This window comes from Pseudoalteromonas sp. Ps84H-4, assembly GCF_024124645.1.
GTDB lineage: Bacteria > Pseudomonadota > Gammaproteobacteria > Enterobacterales > Alteromonadaceae > Pseudoalteromonas > Pseudoalteromonas lipolytica_C.
In genome coordinates this window covers 1-25,531 of sequence record NZ_JAMXSK010000004.1, presented here as the reverse complement: position 1 = coordinate 25,531, position 25,531 = coordinate 1, and the positions used below count along the sequence as shown (strand labels likewise).

At 40.7% G+C, this 25,531-nt stretch carries 22 protein-coding genes; 19 read left to right on the top strand and 3 right to left on the bottom strand.

Annotated features, from left to right (window positions below):
- Nucleotides 1–4 precede the first annotated feature (4 nt).
- Genes yajC through secF form a run of 3 tightly spaced genes read left to right on the top strand, consistent with a single transcriptional unit; the run spans nucleotide 5 to nucleotide 3,181 of the window.
- On the top strand, nucleotides 5–343 hold the full coding sequence (yajC, locus tag NH454_RS05730) for a preprotein translocase subunit YajC (protein WP_036973302.1): 339 nt from the start codon (nucleotides 5–7) through the stop codon (nucleotides 341–343).
- 22 nt (nucleotides 344–365) lie between these two features.
- Entirely contained in the window at nucleotides 366–2,225 is a 1,860-nt protein-coding gene (gene secD, locus NH454_RS05725) for a protein translocase subunit SecD (protein ID WP_135923318.1), read from the top strand.
- 8 nt (nucleotides 2,226–2,233) lie between these two features.
- Nucleotides 2,234–3,181: a protein translocase subunit SecF gene (secF, locus tag NH454_RS05720; RefSeq protein WP_135923319.1), complete on the top strand. Its 948-nt coding sequence runs from the start codon at nucleotides 2,234–2,236 to the stop codon at nucleotides 3,179–3,181.
- Between the two features lie 118 nt (nucleotides 3,182–3,299).
- Here the strand turns inward: secF and NH454_RS05715 are convergent, their stop codons facing one another.
- Together NH454_RS05715 and NH454_RS05710 are read right to left on the bottom strand one after the other, a co-directional pair.
- A complete protein-coding gene (locus NH454_RS05715; RefSeq protein WP_253038475.1) occupies nucleotides 3,300–4,808 on the bottom strand; it encodes a mannitol dehydrogenase family protein in 1,509 nt (502 codons plus the stop codon).
- 3 nt (nucleotides 4,809–4,811) lie between these two features.
- Nucleotides 4,812–6,536 (bottom strand): hypothetical protein, encoded by a 1,725-nt coding sequence (locus tag NH454_RS05710; protein ID WP_253038474.1) that lies wholly within the window; start codon nucleotides 6,534–6,536, stop codon nucleotides 4,812–4,814.
- Between the two features lie 499 nt (nucleotides 6,537–7,035).
- Between NH454_RS05710 and NH454_RS05705 the strand changes: the two genes are divergently transcribed.
- The 5 genes from NH454_RS05705 to NH454_RS05685 all read left to right on the top strand — a co-directional run bounded on the left by NH454_RS05705 (nucleotide 7,036) and on the right by NH454_RS05685 (nucleotide 13,271).
- Entirely contained in the window at nucleotides 7,036–8,391 is a 1,356-nt protein-coding gene (locus NH454_RS05705; protein WP_253038472.1) for a carbohydrate porin, read from the top strand.
- Nucleotides 8,392–8,859: 468 nt separating this feature from the next.
- Complete coding sequence (locus NH454_RS05700) at nucleotides 8,860–9,816, top strand: sugar-binding transcriptional regulator (protein ID WP_135923322.1); 957 nt, start codon at nucleotides 8,860–8,862, stop codon at nucleotides 9,814–9,816.
- Between the two features lie 127 nt (nucleotides 9,817–9,943).
- Nucleotides 9,944–10,480, top strand: a complete 537-nt coding sequence (locus NH454_RS05695; protein ID WP_253038470.1) for a hypothetical protein — start codon at nucleotides 9,944–9,946, stop codon at nucleotides 10,478–10,480.
- Nucleotides 10,481–10,567: 87 nt separating this feature from the next.
- The gene (locus NH454_RS05690) at nucleotides 10,568–12,358 is read left to right on the top strand and encodes a GGDEF domain-containing protein (protein WP_253038468.1); all 1,791 of its coding nucleotides are present in this window, start codon (nucleotides 10,568–10,570) and stop codon (nucleotides 12,356–12,358) included.
- Between the two features lie 82 nt (nucleotides 12,359–12,440).
- Nucleotides 12,441–13,271: a transporter substrate-binding domain-containing protein gene (locus NH454_RS05685; RefSeq protein WP_135923325.1), complete on the top strand. Its 831-nt coding sequence runs from the start codon at nucleotides 12,441–12,443 to the stop codon at nucleotides 13,269–13,271.
- 65 nt (nucleotides 13,272–13,336) lie between these two features.
- Here NH454_RS05685 and suhB read toward each other — a convergent pair whose 3' ends face one another.
- A complete protein-coding gene (gene suhB, locus NH454_RS05680) occupies nucleotides 13,337–14,140 on the bottom strand; it encodes an inositol-1-monophosphatase (protein WP_135923326.1) in 804 nt (267 codons plus the stop codon).
- A gap of 867 nt (nucleotides 14,141–15,007) precedes the next feature.
- Between suhB and trmJ the strand changes: the two genes are divergently transcribed.
- The 11 genes from trmJ to NH454_RS05630 all read left to right on the top strand — a co-directional run bounded on the left by trmJ (nucleotide 15,008) and on the right by NH454_RS05630 (nucleotide 25,023).
- A complete protein-coding gene (gene trmJ / locus NH454_RS05675) occupies nucleotides 15,008–15,730 on the top strand; it encodes a tRNA (cytosine(32)/uridine(32)-2'-O)-methyltransferase TrmJ (RefSeq protein ID WP_135923327.1) in 723 nt (240 codons plus the stop codon).
- A gap of 192 nt (nucleotides 15,731–15,922) precedes the next feature.
- On the top strand, nucleotides 15,923–16,414 hold the full coding sequence (iscR, locus tag NH454_RS05670) for a Fe-S cluster assembly transcriptional regulator IscR (protein ID WP_063701779.1): 492 nt from the start codon (nucleotides 15,923–15,925) through the stop codon (nucleotides 16,412–16,414).
- Nucleotides 16,415–16,436: 22 nt separating this feature from the next.
- Complete coding sequence (locus tag NH454_RS05665; protein WP_135923328.1) at nucleotides 16,437–17,654, top strand: IscS subfamily cysteine desulfurase; 1,218 nt, start codon at nucleotides 16,437–16,439, stop codon at nucleotides 17,652–17,654.
- A gap of 41 nt (nucleotides 17,655–17,695) precedes the next feature.
- Entirely contained in the window at nucleotides 17,696–18,079 is a 384-nt protein-coding gene (gene iscU / locus NH454_RS05660) for a Fe-S cluster assembly scaffold IscU (RefSeq protein ID WP_054552501.1), read from the top strand.
- Between the two features lie 11 nt (nucleotides 18,080–18,090).
- The gene (iscA, locus tag NH454_RS05655; protein WP_054552502.1) at nucleotides 18,091–18,414 is read left to right on the top strand and encodes an iron-sulfur cluster assembly protein IscA; all 324 of its coding nucleotides are present in this window, start codon (nucleotides 18,091–18,093) and stop codon (nucleotides 18,412–18,414) included.
- Between the two features lie 77 nt (nucleotides 18,415–18,491).
- Nucleotides 18,492–19,019 carry a co-chaperone HscB gene (gene hscB, locus NH454_RS05650; protein ID WP_135923329.1) on the top strand — a complete coding sequence of 176 codons (528 nt, stop codon included), beginning with the start codon at nucleotides 18,492–18,494 and terminating at the stop codon, nucleotides 19,017–19,019.
- Between the two features lie 46 nt (nucleotides 19,020–19,065).
- Nucleotides 19,066–20,928 (top strand): Fe-S protein assembly chaperone HscA, encoded by a 1,863-nt coding sequence (hscA, locus tag NH454_RS05645; protein WP_253038466.1) that lies wholly within the window; start codon nucleotides 19,066–19,068, stop codon nucleotides 20,926–20,928.
- An 11-nt stretch (nucleotides 20,929–20,939) separates the two neighbouring features.
- On the top strand, nucleotides 20,940–21,278 hold the full coding sequence (gene fdx, locus NH454_RS05640) for an ISC system 2Fe-2S type ferredoxin (RefSeq protein ID WP_135923331.1): 339 nt from the start codon (nucleotides 20,940–20,942) through the stop codon (nucleotides 21,276–21,278).
- Nucleotides 21,279–22,222: 944 nt separating this feature from the next.
- On the top strand, nucleotides 22,223–22,726 hold the full coding sequence (locus NH454_RS05635) for a hypothetical protein (RefSeq protein WP_253038464.1): 504 nt from the start codon (nucleotides 22,223–22,225) through the stop codon (nucleotides 22,724–22,726).
- Nucleotides 22,727–23,076: 350 nt separating this feature from the next.
- On the top strand, nucleotides 23,077–23,208 hold the full coding sequence (locus NH454_RS22325) for a hypothetical protein (protein WP_290442523.1): 132 nt from the start codon (nucleotides 23,077–23,079) through the stop codon (nucleotides 23,206–23,208).
- Between the two features lie 387 nt (nucleotides 23,209–23,595).
- A complete protein-coding gene (locus NH454_RS05630) occupies nucleotides 23,596–25,023 on the top strand; it encodes an NAD-dependent succinate-semialdehyde dehydrogenase (protein ID WP_253038462.1) in 1,428 nt (475 codons plus the stop codon).
- Nucleotides 25,024–25,531: the final 508 nt, after the last annotated feature.

Sequence of the window (25,531 nt, the reverse complement as noted above, 5' to 3'; positions counted from 1 at the left end):
TGAAATGAGTTTATTCATCTCAAACGCCCACGCAAGTGCGGCAGGTGCAGCACCAGCAGGTGGTGGCATGGAAATGCTAATCATGTTGGGTATTTTCGGTTTGGTATTTTATTTCTTAATTTACCGCCCTCAAGCTAAACGTGTAAAAGAGCATAAAGCCCTGATGAGTGCAATGGCAAAAGGCGACGAAGTACTAACGCAAGGTGGTTTAGTAGGTAAGATCGCTAAAATCGCTGATGACAAAGACTTCATCGTGATTTCATTAAACGACCAAGCAGAAGTAACAGTACAAAAATCAGCTGTTTCTGCAGTATTGCCAAAAGGCACTATGAAGTCGCTATAACAATAAAAATAAGGACTCACACGTGTTAAACAAGTTTCCATTATGGAAGTATTTACTTGTTCTTGTTGTGTTAGTCGTTGGTATTCTGTATGCCTCACCTAACTTGTATGGCCGCGACCCGGCCATACAAGTATCAGGCACTAAAGGTACTGATGCTGACCTCAGCGTACTCGATAAAGTAAATGCGACCCTCAAAGAACATAACGTTACTGTTAAATCAAGCAAACTTGAAGACGGACAAATCCTGGTTCGTTTTAAGAATGTTGAAGAGCAACTAAAAGCGCAAGATATACTGCGTGATTCCCTTAGTGAAGATTACATCTCTGCAATCAATATGGCTCCGGCTCAACCTGAGTGGTTAAAAGCATTGGGTGGTAACCCGATGAAGCTAGGCCTAGATTTAAGCGGTGGTGTTCACTTTACTATGGAAATCGACATGGCGACGGCGGTTGATACTCAGCTTGAGCAAATGGAACAAGATTTCAAAAGTGACTTACGTGAAGAAAAGCTACGTTATCGCACTATTCGTAGAGTAGCAGGTAGTGAGCGTCTACGTGTTGAGATGCGTAACGAAGAAGACAAAGATGCCGCAGAGCGCTTCTTATCTACTCGTTACCCGTTAAACGTATACATTGATGATAGCAGCAGTGATAACGCTTTTTTTGCCAGCATGAGCGAGCAAAAGCTAAAAGAAATTCGCGATTATGCTATCAAACAAAACGAAACGATTATTCGTAACCGTATTAACCAAATCGGTGTTGCAGAGCCTAACGTACAGCGCCAAGGTGCTGAGCGTATTATTGTGCAACTTCCGGGTGTACAAGATACTGCACGCGCTAAAGAAATCTTAGGTGCAACAGCAACGCTTGAATTCCGTGAAGTTGACGAAAATGCCGATGCAGGTGCCGCTTTACAAGGTCGTGTACCGCCAGGTACTGAAGTGATCATGGCACGTGATGGATACCCAGTGGTACTTAAGCAACGCATCATCCTTGAAGGTAGCCACATTACTGGTGCGCAATCTGGTATGGATGAGTATCAGCGTCCACAGGTTAGTATTACGCTAGACAGCAAAGGTGGCGCAAAAATGAATGCGTTCACTAAACGTGCTATCGGCAAACGCATGGCCACAGTATTTATTGAATATAAGCCATCAGGTAAAACAGATGAAAACGGTAAAGCACTTCCACCTATTAAAGTTGAAGAAGTGATTAACGTGGCGACGATTCAAGCCCGCCTTGACCGTTCATTCCGTATTACTGGTATCGATAATCCAGCTGAAGCACATAACCTGAGCTTATTACTTCGTGCCGGTGCACTTGTTGCGCCGATTCAAATTGTTGAAGAACGCACGGTAGGTCCAAGCTTAGGTCAAGAGAACATTGAAGCGGGTATGACTGCGGTTGTGCTAGGTTTCGTGTTTGTGCTTGTATTTATGCTTTTTTATTACAAAGGTTTCGGCATGGTGGCGAACATCGCTCTGGGTGCCAACTTAGTATTGATTGTCGGTGTAATGTCGCTTATTCCGGGTGCTGCTTTAACGCTACCAGGTATCGCAGGTATCGTATTAACTGTAGGTATGGCGGTTGATGCTAACGTACTTATCTTTGAACGTATCCGTGAAGAGCTTGAAGATGGTCGTAGTCCTCAACAAGCGGTTCATTTTGGTTACGACAGCGCATTTAGCACAATTTTCGATGCTAATATCACAACGCTTATCGCAGCAGTGATCCTATTTGCAGTGGGCACTGGTCCTATTGCTGGTTTCGCAGTAACACTTGCGATTGGTATTATCACCTCTATGTTTACAGCCATTGTTGGTACCCGTGCGGTAATCAACTTATTCATTGGCGGTAAGCGTATTGATAAGTTGTCGATTTAGGAGTCAGCATGCAAATTTTAAAACTCGGTGGTAAAACACTCCCGTTTATGAAGTTAAGAAAGTTTGCCATGACATTATCAACTTTGTTGATTTTGGCTTCTTTCGTATCTTTTTTTACTAAAGGCTTAAATTTCGGCCTCGACTTCACAGGCGGTACTGCTGTTGAAGTGGGCTTTACTCAAGCACCTGATCTTAAAGAAGTACGTGATGCAATCACAGAAAGCGGCTTTGAAGATTTCTCGGTGCAGCTGTTTGGCTCAAGTAAAGAGATTCTAGTTCGTCTTGCTCCACAAGGTGCTGGCGTAAAAGCAGAAGTGATTGGTAACCAAATCATTACGGCATTACAAAAAGTTGAGCCGACAGTAGAAATGCGTCGTATCGAGTTTGTTGGCCCAAGTGTTGGTGAAGATCTAAAAGAGCAGGGTGGCCTTGCCATGTTAACTGCACTTATCTGTATCTTAATTTACGTTGCGTTTCGTTTTGAATGGCGTTTTGCGGTAGGTGCGGTATCAGCACTATTACACGACGTTATCATTACATTAGGCTTATTCTCAATACTAGGTCTTGAGTTTGACTTAACGATTCTTGCGGCAATCTTGGCGGTAATAGGTTACTCACTTAACGATACCATCGTTGTTTCTGACCGTATCCGTGAAAACTTCCGTAAAGTGCGTATTGATGACACCATTGAAATTATCGATATTTCATTAACGCAAACGTTAAACCGTACCTTAGTAACATCAATCACAACTATCTTAGTATTGATTGCGTTATTTGGCTGGGGTGGTCAAACGATCCACGGTTTCGCAACTGCATTACTATTTGGTGTATTCATCGGTACTTATTCATCTGTGTATGTTGCTTCAGCTGTAGCAATTGCAATGGGTGTAAGTAAAGAAGACTTAATTCCAGAAGTAATTGAAAAAGAAGGTGCGGATCTCGATCCTATGCCTTAACTGAGTGTTAAAAAGAAAAACCGCCCTAAATTTAGGGCGGTTTTTTGTTTTTATATACACTGGCAATGATATTTAATCATTCAAGTGACAAAACTAGTCACTAATTGCGTTTTATCGCCTAATTATAAACTTGCTTCGCCTGAGCCTGATCTAGTAGTGATACTATAATGTGCTCAATAGCCACACCTGCATAGAGCTTACTAATGTAAGATTTATATTCATTACAAAATGACGTGTTTTCAACAAGTGCGCCAAAAATGCTCGGTTGCTCCAGAAAAGCGAGCGGGGAAATTCGCGATGCATGAGCAGCCTGTTGTAATGTTTCAGCCATATCATCGATGATCTCTAAAGGCTCTCCTTGTTGGGTTAAATGCGTATCACTATATAAACACCATCCAGCAATAACTAAACTCGCAATAGCAGTATTACCGTTGTTTTTGAGGTTTTCCATAATTGTTGGTACCAAAAAAGTAGATACTTTGGCTGCGCTTTGTGAGCAAATTCTTGTAAGGCTATCTTTGATGTTTGGATTTGCAAAACGGGCAATTAGTGTTTTTTTATAGTCACTAAGGTCAATACCCGGTACGGCATCTAAAATAGGTGTGACTTCGCTATCCATAAACTCGGTTATAAGCTTAGTGAACAAAGGATCGCAGATTGCTTGTTCAATAGTTTGATAGCCGCGTAAAGAACCTAAAATGCCAAGCACTGAATGGCTAGCATTAAGTAGGCGAATCTTCATCGTTTCGTAAGGTGTTACATCATCTACAATCTGGGCACCAACAAGTTCCCATGCTGGGCGTTGTTGACTAAACTTGTCTTCAATCACCCATTGATGAAATGGTTCACAAGTAACAGGCCATTTATCAATAATGCCCAAATTCTTAGCAAGTGCTAAGTCGCTTTGATCCGTTGCTGGAGTTATTCTATCTACCATGGCATTGGGGAAACAAACATGGCTTTCGACCCAATCGGCAAGTTCGTGATCGAATGCTCGAATATAAGTAACAAGCATTTTTCGAGTAATGTCGCCATTGTGTTGGATATTGTCGCATGACTGAATGGTAAATGGCGGCCTATCGGTTTTTCGTCGACGTGCTAATGCTGCAGCCAAATAACCAAAGATAAGCTTAGGTTTATCTGGGTTAGCTAAATCATGCTGAATATCAGGGTTAGTAAAGTCAAATTCACCGCTAGATGGATCGTAGTTATATCCTCCCTCGGTAATAGTTAATGATACAATATACGTTTCGTCAGCAGCCATTTTACTAATGACTGCTTCAGGGTCGTCAGGGGCCATTAGAAAATCCGTCATGCAGCCAATAACTTGCACTTGCGTATGTCCATCAGGGTGCTTCGTCAAAATTGAGTAAAGGTAGTCTTGTGATTCTAGATGTTGTTTTACTAAGCGGTCTGCTTCACGTAAACCAACACCACATATACCCCAGCGTAAATCATCACTACGGTTAATATAGTTATCAGTGTAGAAAGCTTGGTGTGAGCGATGAAATCCACCCACCCCTACGTGAACGATACCTGATTGCAATGCTTGGCGGTCATATTCTGGGACTGCCACTGTGGTCGGTAATGAGCTCAACGTAGATTGCTGTAGTGAAATTACGTCCATATCTTAGCTCCTTAAACTTGCTGGCTGAAAATGGTTTCTACGATGCATCGCCCAGTAAGCTGTAGCAAAATAGATAATTGTGCAGGCAAATCCAATGTTAAAAAATAATGTTCGGTTAGCCTCGTATGAACTGATATCAGGTGAAAAGAACATGGTTTTAGTAGCCAGTGCTATCGTTACACCTAAGCTTAACCACGCAAGTGTTGACAATAGTTTGGTAAATCCACGCTGATCAATGGCGAAATGAGGCTCTTTAGCTGCTTGCTCTGCATGAAATTCTTTTACACGTGTATCAAACGCAGCAAGTTCAGCTTCTTGTTCTGGGTATGAATCAGCAGCTCCGTATCTTTTAGCTAACTGGATATAAACGATGATGCTAAATATCCATGTTGGGATGAATAAGTAGTAAAAAGGCATAATGTCTATCGCATTCAACGTAAAGCCAAAGACGAGTCCCAGAGCCCATGATAAAACAGCCGCAGAGCTGTGCTGAAGCTGTTTGTATGTTACCCAATAGCGAGTTAACCCAAGTTTTGGAAATAAGAAGTGCTCAGCAAATACAATAGCGCCCACAGGTACAACTAAGAGACCTGCATAGGTTAATAATGGCAATAGTTTGGTAAATACAAACGGAAAACATGCAATGATGACTGTAACTATACCTACTAAAAATGTGGTTCTAGTTCGAGATTGATTACTAAAAATAGCTTGAGCAGCAAGGCCTGCACGATATAAGTTGGCATTTGCAGTTGTCCATCCTGCGACAATAACGATCACTAACCCAGATAAGCCTAGTGCGTGAAATGCAACATCGCCCGGATCCAATTCAACAATAGACTTTTTCACTAGAACTGCAGTTCCCGCGCCCATAATACCTGCAGAGATCCAAGCTATATAGTGCCCAAATAACATGCCTGCAGAGGTACATAGCCCATAACTTTTTTTCTTTGCATAGCGCAGAAGAGCCATGTCTATTAAGCCAAAATGGGTAATTGTATTTGCAGCCCAAGAAAAGCCTATAACTTCGAGTAAACCAATTCCGGGTTCACCATTGGCATCAAGACCCGTCCAAACAGAGATGCTGCCAATATGCATAAAGTCTCCCCAGCTAGAGACGACTGTTTGGCCAATAACAGCATTTGCAAGCTCTGGCATAAGCACTAATGGACCACTTATAAACATCACGAATAACCAAGGAGCGCAAATACCTGAAAAGCGTGATACGGCGTTAAAACCATACATGGCAACAAGTACAACAATGATCCCTACAGCCAGTACAACCATGACAAATAAAGAGTTAGTTGGATACCAGTTAAGTTGAGCCGGAATATTTAAAGCAAAGCGGACTGCGGTCGCAGAAACTGTAATCATGGCTGCAGAAATAACAGTAAATATAATTACATTCGCCCAGTTGTATAGCCGGGTCATCGAGTCACCAGCAATTTTTTGTAGGTAGGTATATAAACTTAAACGTGTTTCTACAGCTATGGGGGTTGTTATGAGCGTCCAACTCAATACAGCAAGAATATTACCGATCAGTAATCCAAGGAGGATATCTGTCATGGTTGCGCCAAGTGCGACAAATGTTGCACCAAATACAAACTCCGTTGCAGCTACGTGTTCACCTGCATATAGACCTAAAAAGTGCTTCCATCCTTTGAGTTTGTGTTGTGCAATCGGTAATTGTTCCTCTTCTAATCCTTTTAAATCGACCTGATTACTTTTCATAAGTACTTGTCCCTGTTAGTCATATGACGTGCTGCTCTTTAATGTTCTTTAAAGGGATTCTTTTTTATTAAAACTTCCTAAAAATATGAAAACCTCGACTCAAACAAGGTGTGTGTTATGGATCAACGCGTCTAATTCAACTGTAATAAATTACCTACTCCATGGTAAATAATTTGTTTGGGCATTGTTGTTGCCTTTGGGCATAATCCTACTGGTGTATTGTTTTGTCAATAATAAGTTAATGAGTGGATAAAGAGGGAGGTTCATCATTCATCATAACTCTAGTGATATTTAACTGACTTAATGTTGTTTTTTAGTGATTTTATACTGTTATTAGTCATTTCGATGTTTGGCAAGCTCTTGCTGTTTTTATTGACAAATATTATATGTGTTGGGAATATGCTCAATTAGTGTTTGTTTGCTCAAAGTGAAAGGTGGTAGTAACAATTTGGCGATGAGTTTAGAGCACTCGAGCGTAATTAAAATGGAGAACACATACATGGATAACAATCAATCGATTGCAGTAACACAGAAATCAAAAATGTTATTTTTTCGTTGTTCAGTGAAAAAGCGACGTTTAATTCCTTCAATGTCAGCGATTTTGGTTTTAAGTTCTTTTACAAGTCATGGGGCTGAAACATTTGATGCACAAAAATATATAACAGGTGACTGGAGCGGGGCACGATCTGAATTGTCGCAGCGAGGTATGGATTTTCGTTTAGGCTATTTCAATCAGGTTGCTCATAATTTGAAAGGCGGTCTTGATAATGAGGTGGCTTATGCTGACCAATTTTTTGTTGGTGGATATATTGATCTTGAAAAGCTTTTTGGTTGGTCTGGGGCTGAGTTTAAAGTAGAAATTACAAATCGAAATGGTGAGCTAATAAACAACAAGGCAGGTATTCCATCATTACTTCAATCACAGCAAATTTATGGTCGAGGAAATGTAACTCGTCTCACACAATTTTCATTAACTCAACAGCTGTTCGATGATCAGCTCAGTATTAAAGTTGGTCGAATTTATCCAAGCGCTGATTTTTTTGCTATGAGCTGCGCTTTTCAACATTTAACATTTTGCAGTGGTGGTTCATCTAATTATTTGAGTAGTAGTTGGTATGGTGATCCATTGAGTACTTTAGGGGCGCAATTAACGTATAAGTTATCGGATAACTTATTATTTAAAATAGGTAGCTACGATGCAAACCCACAAGTAATGTCGTTGAACCAAGGGTTGAAGCTGCATACATCAGGTGGTATTGACGGCACCACCGTGGTGGGAGAGTTAGAATATAAAGTGAACTATGGGCATGGCTTGCAAGGGGATTACCGAGTTGGTGTCGTGCGTAGCAGCTTAGATAAAGCCAAGCTTGTAAATGAAGCAGGCTTTCCGGCCGGTTCGACTATTGATGCTGTTGCGATTGAAGATACGGATAACGCATTTTATTTTAACCTTGAACAGCAAATAACACGCAACCCATCAGGTGGTGGATTACGGGTATTTGCGAGTATGATTCATGCAGATAGTAGTATTAGCGCAGTGGGTGAAGTGATCGCGATAGGAGGGTTTATTACAGCGCCATATGCTAGTCGCCCTAATGACCGTATTGGATTAGCTATTGGGCGAAACAGCGTCAGTAAAGAGTTAACTGATGCACAGCATAAATATAATGTAAATCATATAAATAGTGATTTTAATGTGCGTAGTCATGAATACCCGATTGAGCTTAACTACAATTATGCAATTACGCCTGCGATTGAGTTGATGCCAAGTGTTCAATTCATTATTCATCCAAATGGTGATCGCGAAGAAGAGAATGCCATCATTGCGGGTTTACAGCTGAGTTTTAACTTCTAATCTCTAGCTTTATATTGCGTGCCAATAGATGGCTGTAAAAAATAGTTAAGAAATATCCCGCTAGTTTTTTGCAAAACCAATAAAATTCAGCACGATTTATAAGTTAACGTGCTGTTTTTTTAAGTTTTACCGCACTGTGTTTGTTGTTCAGTAAGGCTTTATTTAATCGTTGCTTGGTGGTTACTCTGTAAAAAATAGGTTAGAAATCATGTCTAATACTTCCTTGAACCCTGAATTTTGTTTTAGAGTAGTAATACTATTAAGTTTAAAACAGGCTATGTTATTAAAATTTATGGTATCTTTTAAATCAGTAGCCAGAACTCAATAATAGCTGGCGCATAGTTGGGTTTGATACCAATAAGCCTGATTCTGTATGTTAATCTGCAAAAATAGCAAAAACGAATAGATTGGTGCAGTGAATCATTTTACTGTTAATTTTTTCATTAATGGCCAAAACAGGTATAAATAATGGCTTTGCCCCCTATTACTGAAAACCAAAAATTAGAGGAAGCAGCCAGAGCTGGTTGGCTTTATTATGTTGCAGGAAAAACACAAGACGAGATCGCTAAACAGCTCAATACATCTCGACAATCTGCGCAAAGATTAGTGGCAATGGCCGTATCAAAAGGGTTAATAAAAGTCCGACTTGAACACCCAATTAAACGTTGCATGGAACTGGCTGATTTACTTCAACAACGCTTCGGCTTACTCAAGTGTGAGGTGGTTCCAAGTGTGCCGGGTGATGCTGATTCTGTAGTGGGTCTTTCACAAGCCGGTGCAGCTGAAATTGAACGGTACGCAAAAAGCCGACAAGCTAAGACGATTGCTTTTGGGACCGGACGAGCCTTACGTGCTTGCACTAATGAACTTACAAATATGCAGTGCCCTCAGCACCGTATTGTCTCGTTGGTTGGAAACATAGCGCAGGATGGTTCTGCTAGTCGTTATGATGTTGCTATTCATGTTGCAGAGCGTTTAGGGGCAAGACATTTTCCTATGCCTGTTCCTGTTATTGCTAGTACGCAAGCAGATAAAGCTCAATGGCAACAGCTGACGCATGTAAAAAATGTTCATGAGCTCGCCCTACAAGCAGATGTATATTTTGTCGGGGTTGGTGACTTGGGGATAAACTCCCCTTTACATTTAGATGGGTTTATTACACAACATGAGCTTGCGGCACTTGAGGCTATGGGTGCCACAGGTGAAGTAATAAGTTGGATATTTGATAGTAATGGTAAACTCGTTCAATCTGACATAAACCAGCGTGTAACGAGCGTTGCTTTGTCTACTCGTCGAGACAAACATGTAATAGGAATTGCTGCAGGGCAGAACAAGGTTCCAGCCATTGCCGGGGCAATAGAGTCTGGTATGATCAATTCCCTCATTACAAATGAGTCTACTGCTGAAGCGTTATTGCATTTATAAATGCTATTAGCGAGAGGCCTTGCTTAGTTAGTTTGCGTTGCTTTTACTTGAAGGCATCTCATTCACTCACTTGCAAAGATAAATTAAATGACGAGGCGGTAATATACTGTTATTTATGAGAAAACTTATGAAAAAGCTAATGCTGAGCGCGTGTTCACTTTGTTTGCTTGTTGCATGTACAGAAGAACCATCACCCCAGCAGCCTGAAAGCAGCAGCAATACAAGTGGTGATGTGCGACAGCAATTAGATATGTATCAAAACCTAGCTTGGCATGTAGTCAGTTTATTACAAAGCCAATCTACGCCAACGCAGATAAGTGACTCAGTAACAACTTTAATCGGCTCATCAAAGCAGTTGTTTGTAAATCTTAAAGAGCAACTGCCAGAATGCGAAGAAAGTCTAAACGTTATGGCGCAAATTGCCATGATTAAACAGCAACATATAGAGATAGAAAATGGCGGGTCTCAAGAAGAGCTCCCCAAACTACCTGAATTCTCAGCGCCGAGTTGCTACCACGCACAAAAGTTATTACTTAATCCACTTGCGGTCTATACACTAACTCAACAAGCAGATTTAGCACAGAGTGATTACCAACACGCAAAGTTAAAAATGATTGATAGTTTTGCACGCATCAAGCAGATAGAAATGATTGCTGCTGAGTAGTCATTGCTAGTCATAGCCTTGCCATAAAATTGTCATACAAGGTTGCTAATTTAGTCGCCTATTTGTATTACTGATGCTAGGTGTAAGGTGAGCGCACAACTACAGCAGATCTTAGATAACAGTGCAATTGAAACCTTGTTTCAACCTATCTTTGATATTTCTAATCAACATATTTTGGGCTATGAGGCGTTAAGTCGTGGGCCTAAAGATTCTGAGTTAGAAATGCCTAGTGCATTGTTCAGCGAAGCCATTGCTTGTCATAAAATCTCTGAGTTAGAGTTACTTTGCCGCAGTAAAGCGATTGAGAACTTTGTTAAGCTTAACCTACAAGGTAAGTTATTCTTAAATGTAAGCCCTAAAACTTTACTCGATCCGTGTCATCCAAAAGGTGAAACTTTGCACCTTGTTGAGCACTTCGGTTTAGCTGCTAATCGTGTGGTTATCGAGGTTACAGAGCAAGAAAAAGTCGATGATGGCTTTTTATTGTTAAAGACTATTGCACATTATCGTGAGCTAGGTTTTTCGATTGCAATTGATGATTTAGGCGCCGGCTATTCGGGCTTAAAACAATGGTCTGAGTTATGTCCTGAATTTGTAAAAATAGACCGCTACTTTATTGATCATTGCGACCAGAGTGTGGTTAAAAAAGAATTTTTAAAGTCTATTATTGAGCTTGCTAAAGCAACCAATACGCAAGTAATAGCAGAAGGCATTGAGCGTGTAGAGGAGCTTCGCTTACTCGAAAGTTTAGGGGTACAGCATGCACAAGGCTTTTTGTTAGAAAGGCCAAGTTTACAGCCCAGTTACGAAATCAATATTCACTGCCTAAAGCATTTAGAATCATCAGATACTGAAAGTAATTTTGAACAGTCTATGGCGATTGGCTGGTTAGCCGTTGAACATGCAAGTATTGAATCAACAACCCGCTGTAAAGATGCTCATAAAATTTTTGAGCAAGATAAAACCTTAACGAGCCTTGCGGTACTAGAGCATAATATTCCTGTTGGTTTATTACACCGAGATCAACTTACCGAAGTATTTGCTGCCCCATATGGGCATGCGCTTTATGATAAGCAACCCGTTACTTCTTTAATGGATAAACAGCCGTTAGTGGTAGACGAAAACGAGTTACTCGATACGGTGAGTCAGCAAATTACCGAATTTGAGTTTGATATTCGACGCCACATTGTGATCACCCGAAGTGGTGAATACTTAGGATTGGCACCCCTACGTAATATTTTAAAGCACATTACTGAAGAAAAAATCCGCCATGCACAACATGCTAACCCGCTTACAATGCTGCCGGGTAATGTCGCGATTAACGAAGCAATTGAGCTAAGGCTTCGCAATAATTATCCGTTCTCGCTAGCCTATGTTGATTTAAACCACTTTAAACAATTCAATGATCTGTACGGATACGCCAGTGGTGATAGCGTAATAAAGCTGCTTGCTGAGGTTATTGTCGAGGCGTGCAGCACGAGTAAAGGCTTTGTGGGACACATTGGCGGGGATGATTTTATGGTCGTGTTTGATAAAAATGATGCAGAGCAAGTATGCCATGACATCATTAATAAATTTGAGCACCAATCTCGCGCCTTTTTCACCCCAGAACATATTGAGCAAGGGGGTTATTGGGCAAGTAATCGAGAAGGTAAAAAGCAGTTTGTGCCTTTACTTACACTATCGATAGGGTTAGTTAAGCCAGATTTAGAGCTATGTATTAATAGTCATCAGGTAGCTGCGCTGGCGACAGATGCAAAAAAAGAAGCTAAGCGTTATCAAAGTAGCCATTTATTTGTTTGCCAAAGAAGGCGACCAGCACCAGCTGTTGTGCGCCTTAGTTGTGCGAAAGATGACAGTGCATCTGTCGGACTATGAAGAAAATTTAAGTTTAGTAAGTTTTGCTTGTGTCTACATTTGAGTAGGTGTAGCTTAAAAAAAACACTATCAAAAAATAACAATGAAGCGACTATGTAGCGCAATTTTAGTATTGCTTAGCCTAGGATACAGCCTTACCACAGAAGCAAAAAATGTGGTGAATTTAGCGATTGAACAGCGCCCGCTCTACAAGCGTGATTATTATCTTCATGAATTACTGGCAGCGGCTTTACGTGCTGGTAATTACCAAGCAGAAATTAATGAGGTATTAGTACACCCTCATCAACAACGTACCTTACTGATGCTTGATGCAAAGCAAGCAGATATATTTTGGAGCATGACAAGCCCTGAGCGAGAACACCTTGCCATTGCAGTACCTGTGCCTTTGTTCAAGGGTTATATTGGTAAGCGAGCTCTACTAACGAAACGTGCATTTTTACCACTTTTCGAATCAGTAAAAACTAAACAAGACTTAGCGCCTTTAACGGCAATTCAAGGGCATGATTGGCCGGATACAAAAATTCTTGCGCAAAATGGCCTAACAGTCAGGCCGCTGGCAAATTATCAAGCGATGTTTAGTTTAGTGATCAGAGGACGAGTTGATTATTTTCCGCGTTCGTTCATTGAAGTGATCTCTGAACTAGAGCAAGTGAAAAGTGATGAGCTGGTTATAGTGCCAAACTTATATATCAGTTATCCAACAGCATTTTACTTTTTTGTTAGTAATCATAGGCCTGAACTAGCTGAAGTGTTAATGAAAGGACTGACAACGATGAAAAGCACGGGCGAGTTTGAACAGTTATTTGCTAGCTACTTCGCTGAAGACTTAGCTAAATTGCCGTTTAAAGAAAGTGAAGCCATAGAAATAAAACTCGATAACGATTATTTTCAGCCACAAAAAAAGGAGCCTTAGCTCCTTTTTAGATACCAATTCGCTTAATTGAGTAATATTGCGGCTTGGTATAATTACAACCGCTATTAGCGAAGTAGTGACTCAGTTAACACTGGGCGAATTTCACGAATGATCGCTTGAGTTAACTTAGGTGCACCACAAATGATGTTGCCGCTTTGGTTGTAGTTAATACCACCTGCGAAATCAACAACCATACCGCCCGCTTCTTTAACTAAAAGCTCGCCTGCTGCTGTGTCCCATGGCTTAAGGCCAATTTCAAAGAAACCATCAACACGACCTGCTGCAACATAAGCCATATCTAATGCCGCAGAACCTGCACGGCGGATATCAGCAGTATGTACGAAAAGCGCTTTAAACGCTTCAGAGTATGCGTCTAAGTGGTGCTTTTGTTTGAATGGGAAACCAGTTGCAAGTACAGAACCTGCTAACTCGTTAGTTTTAGTTACGCGTAAACGTTTGCTGTTAAGCTGTGCGCCTTGACCACGTGATGCTGTGAATAATTCACCGCGAATTGGATCATAGATAACAGCTTGGTCTAAACGACCTTTAACTTTAAGTGCAATAGATACTGCGAAATGAGGGATACCCTTGATGAAGTTAGTTGTGCCATCAAGTGGGTCAACAATCCATTGGTAATCTGCATCTTTACCTTTGTGCTCACCAAGCTCTTCACCAACGATACAATGATCAGGGTAAGATTTTAAAATAGTGTCACGAATTGCGGCTTCAGCTTCTTTGTCGATGTTAGTCACTAAGTCGTTAGTGCCTTTTTGTTGTACATCAACTTTTGATAAATCTTCACTTGCGCGAAGTAAAATTTTGCCTGCGTTACGCGCAGCGCGAACCGCAATGTTTAACATTGGATGCATAGCATTACCTTTGGGTTGTAAAAGAACGAATATTTTTAAGCCGGCGTATTCTAGCGATTTCTAGCGTAAAGTAAACAATAAACTCGAATAAATTAGGTTGTTTTTTGTACAGGGTTGAAATGCAAGGGGATCCTATTGCACTACAAGCGGTAAGCTATTAGTTTGATGTCGAATGGTGTTGCGGGTTGAGCATTTTGCCCAAGGCCTAACTCGTAAGAAGTACGTTAATACCAAATATATGTGCACAAAGAGAAAAGAATGAGGAAGTGGTAATTACGTTTTTGTTTTCTCTGTGTAGCGCGAAGCGCCTCTGTGCTCTCTGTGGTTCAAATATGTTTTTGTAAAATATGCACAAAGAGAAGTGAATGAGAAGATAAAGAGGAAGCGATAATCATGTTTTTGTTTTCTCTAAAGCGCAGTGTCTCTTATCCTCTTTGTGCGATTAGGTGCCTTTGATGTAGGCGTGAAATTTATTTCTTTCGCGCGAAAAAAATCTTCACAAAGAGAAGTGAATGAGAAGACAAAGAGAAAACCACAGATTTTTTTCTTCCTCTAAAGCGCAGCGTCTCTTATCACTCTTTGTGAACATTTGGATTTCTCTGTGTAGCGCGAAGCGCCTCTGTGTTCTCTGTGGTTCAAATGTTTTTGTACAATATGCACAAAGAGAAGTGAACGAGAAGATAAAGAGGAAACCACAGATTTTTTTGTTCCTCTAAAGCGCAGCGCCTCTTACCCTCTTTGTGAGTCATAGGATTATTGCGCGATGTAAAATCGCGCCTTACCGCTTACCGTTCAAAGCATATCGCCTAGCGCTTGCAGCCATGTTATAATCCCCGCAATTTTTGACTTTCAGTAAGTAACAACGCAATGACACTTGATGATATTCGTATCGTATTAGTTAACACATCACATTCTGGTAATATTGGCTCAGCGGCACGTGCTATGAAAACGATGGGCTTATCAAATTTATATCTTGTTGATCCTGCTTGTGAAATTGATAGTCATGCCAGTGCGCTTGCAGCCGGTGCAACTGATGTTTTAGGTAAAACAGTGGTTGTAGATACGCTGGCAGATGCAATTGCTGACTGTAGTTTAACAATTGGTACCAGTGCACGCTCACGTACATTATCTTGGCCTATGGTTGAGCCGCGTGAATGTGGTGAAAAATTAGTAGCTGAAGCTGAGCACGGTCCTGTTGCACTGGTATTTGGTCGTGAAAATAGTGGTTTAACAAACGAAGAACTACAACAATGTAATTACCACGTATGTATTCCTGCCAACCCTGAATATAGCTCGCTAAATCTAGCGATGGCGGTGCAAACATTGTGTTATGAAACACGTATGGCTTATTTAAATAAACAGCCAAAAGTACAAGAAGAAGACGAAGCAACCTATCCAAATGCGAAGCAAACTGAGCTGTTCTACGAGCACTTAGAGCAAACGCTAAACGACACGGGGTTTATTATCAAACAACACCCTGGCATGGTAATGACTAAATTACGTCGTTTATTTAACCGCGCGCGTCCAGAAGAAGCTGAGATGAACATCTTACGCGGTATTCTTACCTCCATTAATAAGTCTATAAAATAATCACAGGTTATAAGTATAATACTTGACTAAATTACTCAGGTAATTACAATATACCCAGTACTTGACTAATTTTGTCAAGTATTCGGTTTTATCAATGGCAAGTATCAATTTTTATCAAGTGATAATACTTGACTATTTTGGTCTGGTAATTAAAATTTGCACACCTTAGCGTGCAGTAACATCGGGGGCTCCATGAAGTTAACATCAAAAGGCAGATACGCAGTAACCGCCATGTTGGATGTTGCACTACATACAAATGTGGGTGCAGTGCCTCTTGCCGATATTTCTGAACGCCAAGAGATTTCGTTATCTTACCTTGAGCAATTATTCGCCCGTTTACGTAAAAATGGCCTTGTGACCTCTGTGCGTGGCCCAGGTGGCGGATATTTATTAGGTAGAGAAGCAAACGAAATTTCTGTCGGCGATGTGATTAATGCCGTTGATGAGTCTGTTGATGCAACACGTTGCCACAACGCAACGGGTGGCTGCCAAAGCGGCATGCGTTGTTTGACTCATACCTTATGGTCGGACTTAAGCGCACGTATCGAAGAGTTTTTAAATAGTATTACCCTTGCTGAATTGGTTGAAAAGTCAGATGTGAAAGAAGTCGCATCACGCCAAGATAACAGCATCAACACTGCAATTAAGCAACTGGAAAACATTCAAGTAAGCTGTCAACTGTAGCTTGACGAAAGCGGAGAGAGAAATGAAGTTACCGATTTATTTAGATTACGCAGCAACCACGCCTGTTGATGAACGTGTGGCAAAAGAAATGATGCAATGCCTGACTATGGACGGTAATTTTGGTAACCCTGCATCACGCTCACACCGTTTTGGTTGGCAAGCAGAAGAAGCGGTTGATCAAGCACGTACAGATATCGCTGATCTGATCAACGCTGACCCGCGTGAAATTGTTTTCACTTCAGGTGCTACAGAATCAAATAACCTAGCAATTAAAGGTGCTGCGCAGTTCTATAAAAAGAAAGGCAAGCACGTTATCACTGTTAAAACAGAGCACAAAGCAGTACTTGATACGTGTCGTGAACTAGAGCGTCAAGGTTTCGAAGTAACCTATATGGACGTTGAAGAAAACGGTTTACTTGACCTTAAAAAGCTTGAAGCTGCAATGCGTGACGACACAGTACTTGTGAGCGTAATGCACGTAAATAACGAGCTAGGTGTTATCCAAGATATCGCGACAATCGGCGAAATGTGCCGTGAGCGCAAAATTATGTTCCACGTAGATGCTGCACAAAGCGCAGGTAAAGTACTTATCGACGTGCAACAGTTAAAAGTAGATTTTATGTCGTTCTCAGGCCACAAAGTATATGGCCCGAAAGGTGTAGGCGCACTTTATGTTCGTCGTAAGCCACGTGCTCGCTTAGAAGCACAAATGCACGGTGGTGGTCATGAGCGTGGTATGCGTTCAGGCACATTGGCTACTCACCAGTTAGTTGGTATGGGCGCGGCATTTAGAATCGCTAAAGAAGATTTCGAAAAAGACCATGCACACATCAGCGCACTTCGTAAGCGTTTGGTTGATGGCATCATGGCTGATATGGAAGAAGTTTACTTTAATGGTGAACCAAGCCAGTCAGTTCCAGGTATTGTAAATATCAGCTTCAACTTTGTTGAAGGTGAGTCGTTATTAATGGCTGTTAAAGACATTGCTGTTTCATCAGGTTCAGCCTGTACCTCAGCAAGCTTAGAGCCTTCTTATGTACTACGTGCATTAGGCCGTAATGACGAGTTGGCACACAGCTCAATTCGTTTCAGCATTGGCCGCTTTACGACTGAAGAAGAGATTGATTACACCGTTGAACTAATCAAAAACTCGATCGGCCGTTTACGTGAGATGTCTCCTCTATGGGAAATGCATCAAGAAGGTATTGATTTAGATTCAGTTGAGTGGGCGCATCACTAATTTAGTGATCGCCGCCGCTAGCAGGTAGTGAGGATAGTATTATGGCTTATAGTGATAAAGTAATCGATCATGTTGAAAATCCACGTAACGTGGGTGCTTTAGACAAAAATGATCCGTCGGTTGCAACAGGTATGGTGGGTGCACCAGCGTGTGGTGACGTAATGAAATTGCAAATCAAAGTATCACCAGAAGGTGTAATTGAAGATGCAAAATTCAAAACATATGGTTGTGGTAGCGCAATCGCTTCTTCTTCACTTGTAACTGAGTGGGTAAAAGGCAAAACATTAGACGAAGCTGCAACAATCAAAAATACTGATATCAGTGCTGAGCTTGAGTTACCGCCAGTGAAAATTCACTGTTCAATTTTAGCAGAAGACGCGATTCAAGCAGCAATTGCTGATTACAAAAGCAAACAAGCGAAGTAAGAGATAAATTCATGGCAGTGACATTGACAGATGCGGCAGCAAACCGCGTAGAATCATTTTTAGCAAATCGCGGGAAAGGCATTGGCCTACGCGTTGGCATTAAAACGACGGGCTGTTCAGGTCTTGCTTATGTTCTTGAATTTGTTGATGAGTTAGCTGACGGCGACGAAATTTTTGAAAGCCGTGGTGTGAAAGTGATCGTTGATGCCAAAAGCTTAGTCTACATTGATGGTACTGAGCTTGATTACACCAAAGAAGGTTTGAATGAAGGGTTTAAGTTTAATAACCCGAACCAAGCCGATGAGTGTGGTTGCGGCGAAAGCTTCACCGTTTAAGCTTAAAAAATTTCTTTGCTTGAAGCCCTGCCTATGTAGGGCTTTGTTCTTTCCTGTTTACCGAGTTGGATTATGTAATGCGTTACTTTGAGTTATTTGCAATTCCAGTAGATTACAACATTGATTTAGCGACTATTAATAAACACTACCTTGAGCTACAACGCGCAGTTCATCCAGATCGCCACGCAAGCTCTAGCAGTCGTGATAAATTACTTGCTGTGCAAAATGCAGCAGAAATCAATGATGCATTACAAACCTTAAAACATCCGGTAAAACGCGCTGAGTACATGCTAAGCGAGCTTGGTGTTGATATTCGCGCCGAGCAACAAACATTACAAGACCCGCTATTCTTAATGCAGCAAATGGAACTGCGTGAAGAATTAGAAGAACTTGAAAATGCCGCAGATCCTGATGCAGCAATTGCCCAGTTTGAAGCGCAAATTAAACAACTCGATAAGCAATACAGCAGCGAATTAGCCGAACAGCTCGCAAGTAATGATGAGCAACAATGGCAAGCTGCCGCTGACAATATTCGTAAATTGAAGTTTGTTTATAAGTTACGCGATGAACTAGAGCGTATTGAAGACAGTTTATTTGATGATTAATCGTTAGTTGTTTTAAAGCAGCTATTTAAGAGTTTAAAAGAGCATTATGGCATTATTGCAAATTGCTGAGCCGGGGCAGAGCGCGGCACCACATGAGCACAAATTAGCAGTCGGTATTGACCTTGGTACAACTAACTCGTTAGTTGCAACAGTGCAAAGCGGCGAAGCACGCACACTGACTGATTTAGCAGGTAATGCGATACTACCATCGGTTGTACAATACCAAGCTGATAGCATAGTGGTCGGTGAACGAGCGGCAGCAGCTGCCACTCAAGACCCTGCTAACACCTTAATTTCGGTGAAACGTTTTTTAGGTAAAACTCAGGCCGAAATCGAAAAAAGCTATGGTCAACTACCGTATGAATTCTGTGAGCATGATGGCTCGTTAGCAATCAGCACGGTTGCAGGTGCGATTAGCCCTGTAACTGCATCGAGTGAAATTTTAAAAGCATTAAAACTGCGTGCAGAAGATAGCTTTGCAGGCCAAGACATTATGGGTGCAGTTATTACTGTGCCAGCCTATTTTGATGATGCACAGCGTCAAAGCACCAAAGACGCCGCAGAGCTTGCTGGTATCAAGGTTTTACGTTTATTAAACGAGCCAACGGCTGCGGCTGTAGCTTATGGCCTTGACTCAGGCCAAGAAGGCATTATCGCCGTATACGATTTAGGTGGCGGTACCTTCGATATTTCTATTTTACGCTTACACCAAGGTGTATTTGAAGTACTTGCGACTGGCGGTGACTCAAGCCTTGGCGGTGATGATTTTGACTCGCTATTAGTTGATTACTTCAAAAAGCAAACAGGTGTGAGCGAGCTTTCTGCATCGGTATTGCGTTTATTCATCAATAAAGCAAAAGCGTGTAAAGAAGCACTAAGCCAATACCAAACTGTGAATGTAGGCTTAGAGTTTGATGGCCAAAGCCACAAAGTTGAAGTTACTCGCGAAACGTTTGATGAGTTAGCTCTTGGCCTTGTGAAGAAAACACTGCGTTCTTGTCGCCGTGCGGTTAAAGATGCGGGTATCGAAAACGAAGAAGTGCTGCAAGTTGTAATGGTTGGCGGCTCGACTCGTATGCCAATTGTACGCTCTCAAGTTGCTGCATTTTTTGATAAAGAGCCACTGACTTCTATCGACCCTGATCGCGTAGTTGCACTCGGTGCGGCATTACAAGCAGACGTACTGGTTGGCAATAAGCCAGATTCAGACATGTTGCTATTAGACGTATTACCACTGTCACTAGGTCTTGAAACCATGGGTGGCTTGGTTGAGAAAATCATTCCACGTAACACCACGATCCCTGTTGCACGTGCACAAGAGTTTACTACTTTCAAAGATGGTCAAACTGCAATGTCACTCCATGTATTACAAGGTGAGCGTGAGTTAGTTGACGATTGTCGTTCGTTGGCAAAATTCAGCTTAAAAGGTATTCCGGCCATGGCAGCCGGTGCTGCGCATATTCGCGTAACCTTTAAAGTAGATGCTGATGGCCTATTAAGTGTATCGGCAATGGAAAAGTCAACAGGTGTGCAAGCTGAAATTCAGGTCAAACCATCATTTGGTTTATCGGATGATCAAGTTGCAAACATGCTTAAAGAGTCAATGACTAACGCAAAAGACGACATGCAAGCGCGTATGCTTAAAGAGCAGCAAGTTGAAGCGTTACGCGTTGTTGAAGCGCTTGAAGCATCACTCGCAACCGACAGTGCATTACTTGATGAACAAGAATTAGGTGCGTTAAAAGCAGAAATTGCTAAACTTGTTGCCGTACGTGAAAGCGCAACAACACCTGCAGAAATTAAAGCAGCGATTGAAGCTGTAGACAATGCAAGTAGCGAATTTGCTGCTCGCAGAATGGATGCATCAATCAAAAAAGCGCTGCAAGGGCAGTCAGTAGACGAAGTTTAACGAGGTAAGGTATGCCACAAATTATTTTTCTTCCCCATGCAGAATTATGCCCAGAAGGCGCAGCAATTGAAGCACCTGCAGGTGAAACAGTATTAGATGTTGCACTAAAAAACGGTATTAGCATTCCACATGCTTGTGAAAAGTCATGTGCGTGTACAACATGCCATTTAATCATCCGTGAAGGCTTTGACTCTTTAGATGAGAGCGATGAGCTTGAAGACGATATGCTAGATAAAGCATGGGGTCTTGAGCCTGAGTCACGCCTAGGTTGCCAAGCAATCATTAAAGATGAAGATTTAGTGGTTGAAATTCCAAAGTATAATCTCAATATCGTTAATGAAGAGCATTAATTTTTAACGGCTTTGATTTCGTAAAAACCGCTGTAGTTGCTTAGTCTCTACAGCGGTTTTTTGTTTTTTAGAGCTTTGAATTGTAAGCCTTATGCCTTAAGTTGCTATTTTTACTCCCTGTAAAGCAGTGCTGGAAATTGATGAGTCACAATTAGCTAATCTATTACCAAGTGAAGTAGTGGGGGAGTTGTTATTTACTGGTAATAAGTAGTTAATGAATATATCAGAAATGTTTAGGTGCTTTCGAGAGCAGTCGACGGAGTGTAAGGTAGTTATTTTTCACTGCTTCCCCCTGTGTTTGTTTATATTTTTGGCTATGTTAATCTCAAACATCGTATTTGGCTATTAAGTGCTATTATTTGCCTTGGTTTATATATTACTTCAGCTATACAGTTACCTTTATCTGCTATTTTAAAGTTGAATATTTTCAGTATTGGTTGGTTTTTTTAACTTGGATATTATCCCAATAGGCCATATTGTTACGAAGTGCTTTGTTAGCTTGGCTGTTCTATCTTCTCCTTTATATGTTTTATCTAGTATTCCTGAATCTATATCAGAGATTATATTTTCGAGTATATTCGTTGTAACAGGTATATCTCTAATTTGGACAGGTGGCCCTAAGGTTAAACTGTTATAGCTTGCGCTTAATCCTTCGTATTAATTTTTTCCTAAAGTGACCATAGCCGTGGCTACTTAGATTGGTTTTTTGGCTGGCAGAGCTATTGCGGGCGCATTTTAAAATAAAAAAGGCTTGTGTGTGTAGGTTAATATGAAAGTGTATTTATTAATATTAATAGCTATTGGATTGCATGTTTTCCGACTTAGAAAAACACTTGATGAAAGTGAGTGTCTATAATAACTATCTTTACTCGTTAGGTGAGTTATGCTGCTTGAAAGTGGTTTTTTAAACTAAATTTGATGATGTTGGTTAGGAGAATACTCAAATGAAACAGCCAAATATTGAGAAAATAGCTTTTATTGCATTAAGCTTCTTATTTTTTCCTTTTTCAACATTATATTTACACCAAAAGGGAAGGTTAACGAATGTTAACTTGCTTTTCTTTAATCTTATATTTTTAACTATCTTAGCTTGGATGATATCAAATTTTAAAGATTACTTTGATATTGACATATTTAATTTAGAGCATTTGTTTTGGCTTTTATTAGTTAGCTCAACACTTTCTTCACTGCAAATACTTAAGGATATTGACAAGATATTATCTGTTAAAGGGAATGTTATTTTTTCCAGTAAAGTACCGTTGTTAATTTTATACTCGCTATTTTACCTTTCTTTACCGTTGATATGGTTCGAGTTTTATAAAAAAGATAAAAACATTGATATTAGCGTAGATAGCTTATTTTCATTAATGAGTAGTGAGGTTGCAAATATTTTAGTAATACCTATAACCTTTGTTATAAGTATTTATTTTTACTTGCGCTCAGGTTGATATTTCACTTAGTTGCCAATCTTATCTACACCAACCTGAATTGGGAGGATAGGGTTTGCTCCAGCGCTGACAGCTGTGCCAATGTTTTATGCGTCTATTATCTCAGGAGGAGCTAAGATGTCGACGATTAAAATTGGGGGTGTAAGTAATATGGAGTCGTTTATCGAATGCCGAGTTTTGGCATGTTTAACACGAATTTGCAAACGAGCTACTGGTTTGGATTGCCAAGAAATCTAAATTTTTCTGATCTTGTGATAAATGTTGACCATGATTCAATAATAGAAACTAGCAAGATAATAATTATAAAAAGCGCATAAATTATATTAAATGTTCAGGTTATCAGTTAAGCGATGGAACATTTAGTATCAGAGCAGATGCTTATTACTGATACCAAGCAAGCTCATTGTGTAATTGCTTTAAAAGCGCTGGCAATTGCCAATGATAAGGGACAAAAAATTTGGAAATTGCTAAAATTAACATAAGTATGTATTGTGTTTTATGATGTTGTTTTTATTGGTTTTTTAATCTATATAATATGGGTTTTGTGTATGGAGGCTTATTGCTGTTTTTTGTTGATAAGTCTAAAACGTAGTTAATTACATGAACATCAAACTTTACCTGTGTTGTTTAATTTTCACAAAGTGACCATATCATCATTACTGTTAATGAAGTTGATTAACTCTAATGGCTTTGATTTCGTAAAACCGCTGTAGTTACTAGGTCTTAAAAGCGGTTTTTTGTTTTTTTTTAGAGCTTTAAATTGTAAGTCTTATGCCTTAAGTTGCTATTTTTACTCCCTGTAAAGCAGGTGTACGTTCAATTTACTTATCGCTTAAAGCTTGTGACTTAAAGCTGATTTTGGAGGTTCTATGTCTGATTTAGTTTTTTCTGATTCGTTTATCGACGGTGACTTTTATTCTACGAGCCAGCGTTTTAGTGTAGATAACCCTGCAACCGCAGAAGCGATTACTCAGGTCTCTAATATTGATGAAGCAGGGGTTGAACTGGCTATAAAAAGTGCTGACGAGGCATTTAGTAAGCTAAAGCAAACAACAGCAACCGAGCGCAGTGAAACGTTGCGCCGTTGGTACGACTTAGTCATTGAGCACAAGCAACAACTTGCTGAATTGATGACTAAAGAGCAAGGCAAGCCTTTAAAAGAATCCTTGGGTGAAGTTGAATACGGTGCAGGCTTTATTAAATGGTTTAGTGAAGAGGCAAAGCGCAGTTATGGCGACACAATTCCTGCCACTGACAGCAAGCATCGTTTAACAACGATAAAGCAACCCATTGGTGTGGTGGCTGGTATTACACCTTGGAATTTCCCGATTGCTATGATCACTCGTAAAGTGGCACCTGCCTATGCCGCGGGTTGTAGTTTTGTGATTAAACCTTCGGAGCATACGCCATTATGCGCTATTGCCTTAGCCTACCTTGCAGATAAAGCAGGTTTTGTAAAAGGAGCGCTGAACGTAGTGGTCTCTGAAAACGCAAAAATGGTGGGTGAGATCATGACTGAATCTGAGCGTGTGCGTAAGTTCACATTCACAGGGTCAACCGGTGTAGGTAAGCAGTTACTAGCTCAGTGCGCTTCAACAATTAAACAAACGTCTATGGAACTTGGCGGTAATGCTCCGTTTATTATTTTCGAAAATGCTGACTTAGATGAAGCGGTTGCTGGCTTAATGGGGGCTAAATTCAGAAACGCAGGGCAAACTTGTGTTGCCGCTAACCGAATTTTTGTTCAGCGCTCAGTGCTTGAAACGGTGCTTGAAAAACTCACTGACAAAGTAGCTGAGTTAAAGGTTGGCAATGGTCTTGATGACGGGGTGGATATTGGCCCATTAATTTACCCTAAAGCAAAAGAAAAAGTGCAAACACTTGTGCAAGATGCAGTTGATAAAGGGGCGTCGTTAATCGGTGATAACAGCGAGCTTGAAGGTAGCTTCCAAGCACCATTAATTTTAACTGATGTTACTCCAGAGATGGATATCTATCATGATGAAGTGTTTGGCCCTGTAGTTAGCATCATCGCTTTTGATGATGAAGAAGAAGTTCTTCAGCTTGCGAACGACGTACCTTACGGTTTAGCTGCATATTTTTATAGTGAAAACATCAAGCAAGTTTATCGCGTAAGCGAAGCACTTGAATACGGCATGATAGGTATTAACGAAGGTCTTATCTCAAACCCAGTAGCGCCGTTTGGCGGTGTTAAACAGTCAGGCTTAGGTCGAGAAGGCGGTCACCAAGGTCTAGATGAGTACCTAGAAGAGAAGTATCTTTGTGTTAAAATTTAAGCCATCAGACTGATAACTAAGTCCTTGCGCGCGAAATAAATTTCACGCCTACATTAAAGAGAACTATTCGCACAAAGAGGCTAAGAGGCGCTGCGCTTTAGAGGAAGTAAACAATGATCTTTTGGTTTCCTCATTCTCTCCTCTTTGTGCAATTACTTTCGCGCGAAATAAATTTCACGCCTACATTCAAGAGAACTAATCGCACAAAGAGGCTAAGAGGCGCTACGCTTTAGAGGAAGTAAAAAAAATGATCTTTTGGTTTCCTCATTTTCTTCTCATTCAATTCTCTTTGTGCAAAATAAATTGAACCACAGAGATGTATGGACTCCCCTCCCACAGGGGGGTAACGTAATAAGCGACAAAACTTTTACAAAAGGAGTCCATACATGGTGAATCTTAACGTTATTGCGATTGATTTAGCAAAAAATAATTATCAAGTTTGTAAAATAGGTAAAGAGCGACAAGTTATATACAACAAAGAAGTATCTAGACAAAAACTACTTCAGTT

Bases quoted from the DNA above. Each gene is read 5' to 3' on its own strand.
- yajC (WP_036973302.1), top strand. From the start codon at position 5: ATGAGTTTATTCATCTCAAACGCCCACGCAAGTGCGGCAGGTGCAGCA.
- secF (WP_135923319.1), top strand. From the start codon at position 2,234: ATGCAAATTTTAAAACTCGGTGGTAAAACACTCCCGTTTATGAAGTTA.
- NH454_RS05715 (WP_253038475.1), bottom strand. From the start codon at position 4,808: ATGGACGTAATTTCACTACAGCAATCTACGTTGAGCTCATTACCGACC.
- NH454_RS05710 (WP_253038474.1), bottom strand. From the start codon at position 6,536: ATGAAAAGTAATCAGGTCGATTTAAAAGGATTAGAAGAGGAACAATTA.
- NH454_RS05705 (WP_253038472.1), top strand. From the start codon at position 7,036: ATGGATAACAATCAATCGATTGCAGTAACACAGAAATCAAAAATGTTA.
- NH454_RS05700 (WP_135923322.1), top strand. From the start codon at position 8,860: ATGGCTTTGCCCCCTATTACTGAAAACCAAAAATTAGAGGAAGCAGCC.
- NH454_RS05695 (WP_253038470.1), top strand. From the start codon at position 9,944: ATGAAAAAGCTAATGCTGAGCGCGTGTTCACTTTGTTTGCTTGTTGCA.
- NH454_RS05685 (WP_135923325.1), top strand. From the start codon at position 12,441: ATGAAGCGACTATGTAGCGCAATTTTAGTATTGCTTAGCCTAGGATAC.
- suhB (WP_135923326.1), bottom strand. From the start codon at position 14,140: ATGCATCCAATGTTAAACATTGCGGTTCGCGCTGCGCGTAACGCAGGC.
- trmJ (WP_135923327.1), top strand. From the start codon at position 15,008: ATGACACTTGATGATATTCGTATCGTATTAGTTAACACATCACATTCT.
- iscR (WP_063701779.1), top strand. From the start codon at position 15,923: ATGAAGTTAACATCAAAAGGCAGATACGCAGTAACCGCCATGTTGGAT.
- NH454_RS05665 (WP_135923328.1), top strand. From the start codon at position 16,437: ATGAAGTTACCGATTTATTTAGATTACGCAGCAACCACGCCTGTTGAT.
- iscU (WP_054552501.1), top strand. From the start codon at position 17,696: ATGGCTTATAGTGATAAAGTAATCGATCATGTTGAAAATCCACGTAAC.
- iscA (WP_054552502.1), top strand. From the start codon at position 18,091: ATGGCAGTGACATTGACAGATGCGGCAGCAAACCGCGTAGAATCATTT.
- hscB (WP_135923329.1), top strand. From the start codon at position 18,492: ATGCGTTACTTTGAGTTATTTGCAATTCCAGTAGATTACAACATTGAT.
- hscA (WP_253038466.1), top strand. From the start codon at position 19,066: ATGGCATTATTGCAAATTGCTGAGCCGGGGCAGAGCGCGGCACCACAT.
- fdx (WP_135923331.1), top strand. From the start codon at position 20,940: ATGCCACAAATTATTTTTCTTCCCCATGCAGAATTATGCCCAGAAGGC.
- NH454_RS05635 (WP_253038464.1), top strand. From the start codon at position 22,223: ATGAAACAGCCAAATATTGAGAAAATAGCTTTTATTGCATTAAGCTTC.
- NH454_RS22325 (WP_290442523.1), top strand. From the start codon at position 23,077: ATGGAACATTTAGTATCAGAGCAGATGCTTATTACTGATACCAAGCAA.
- NH454_RS05630 (WP_253038462.1), top strand. From the start codon at position 23,596: ATGTCTGATTTAGTTTTTTCTGATTCGTTTATCGACGGTGACTTTTAT.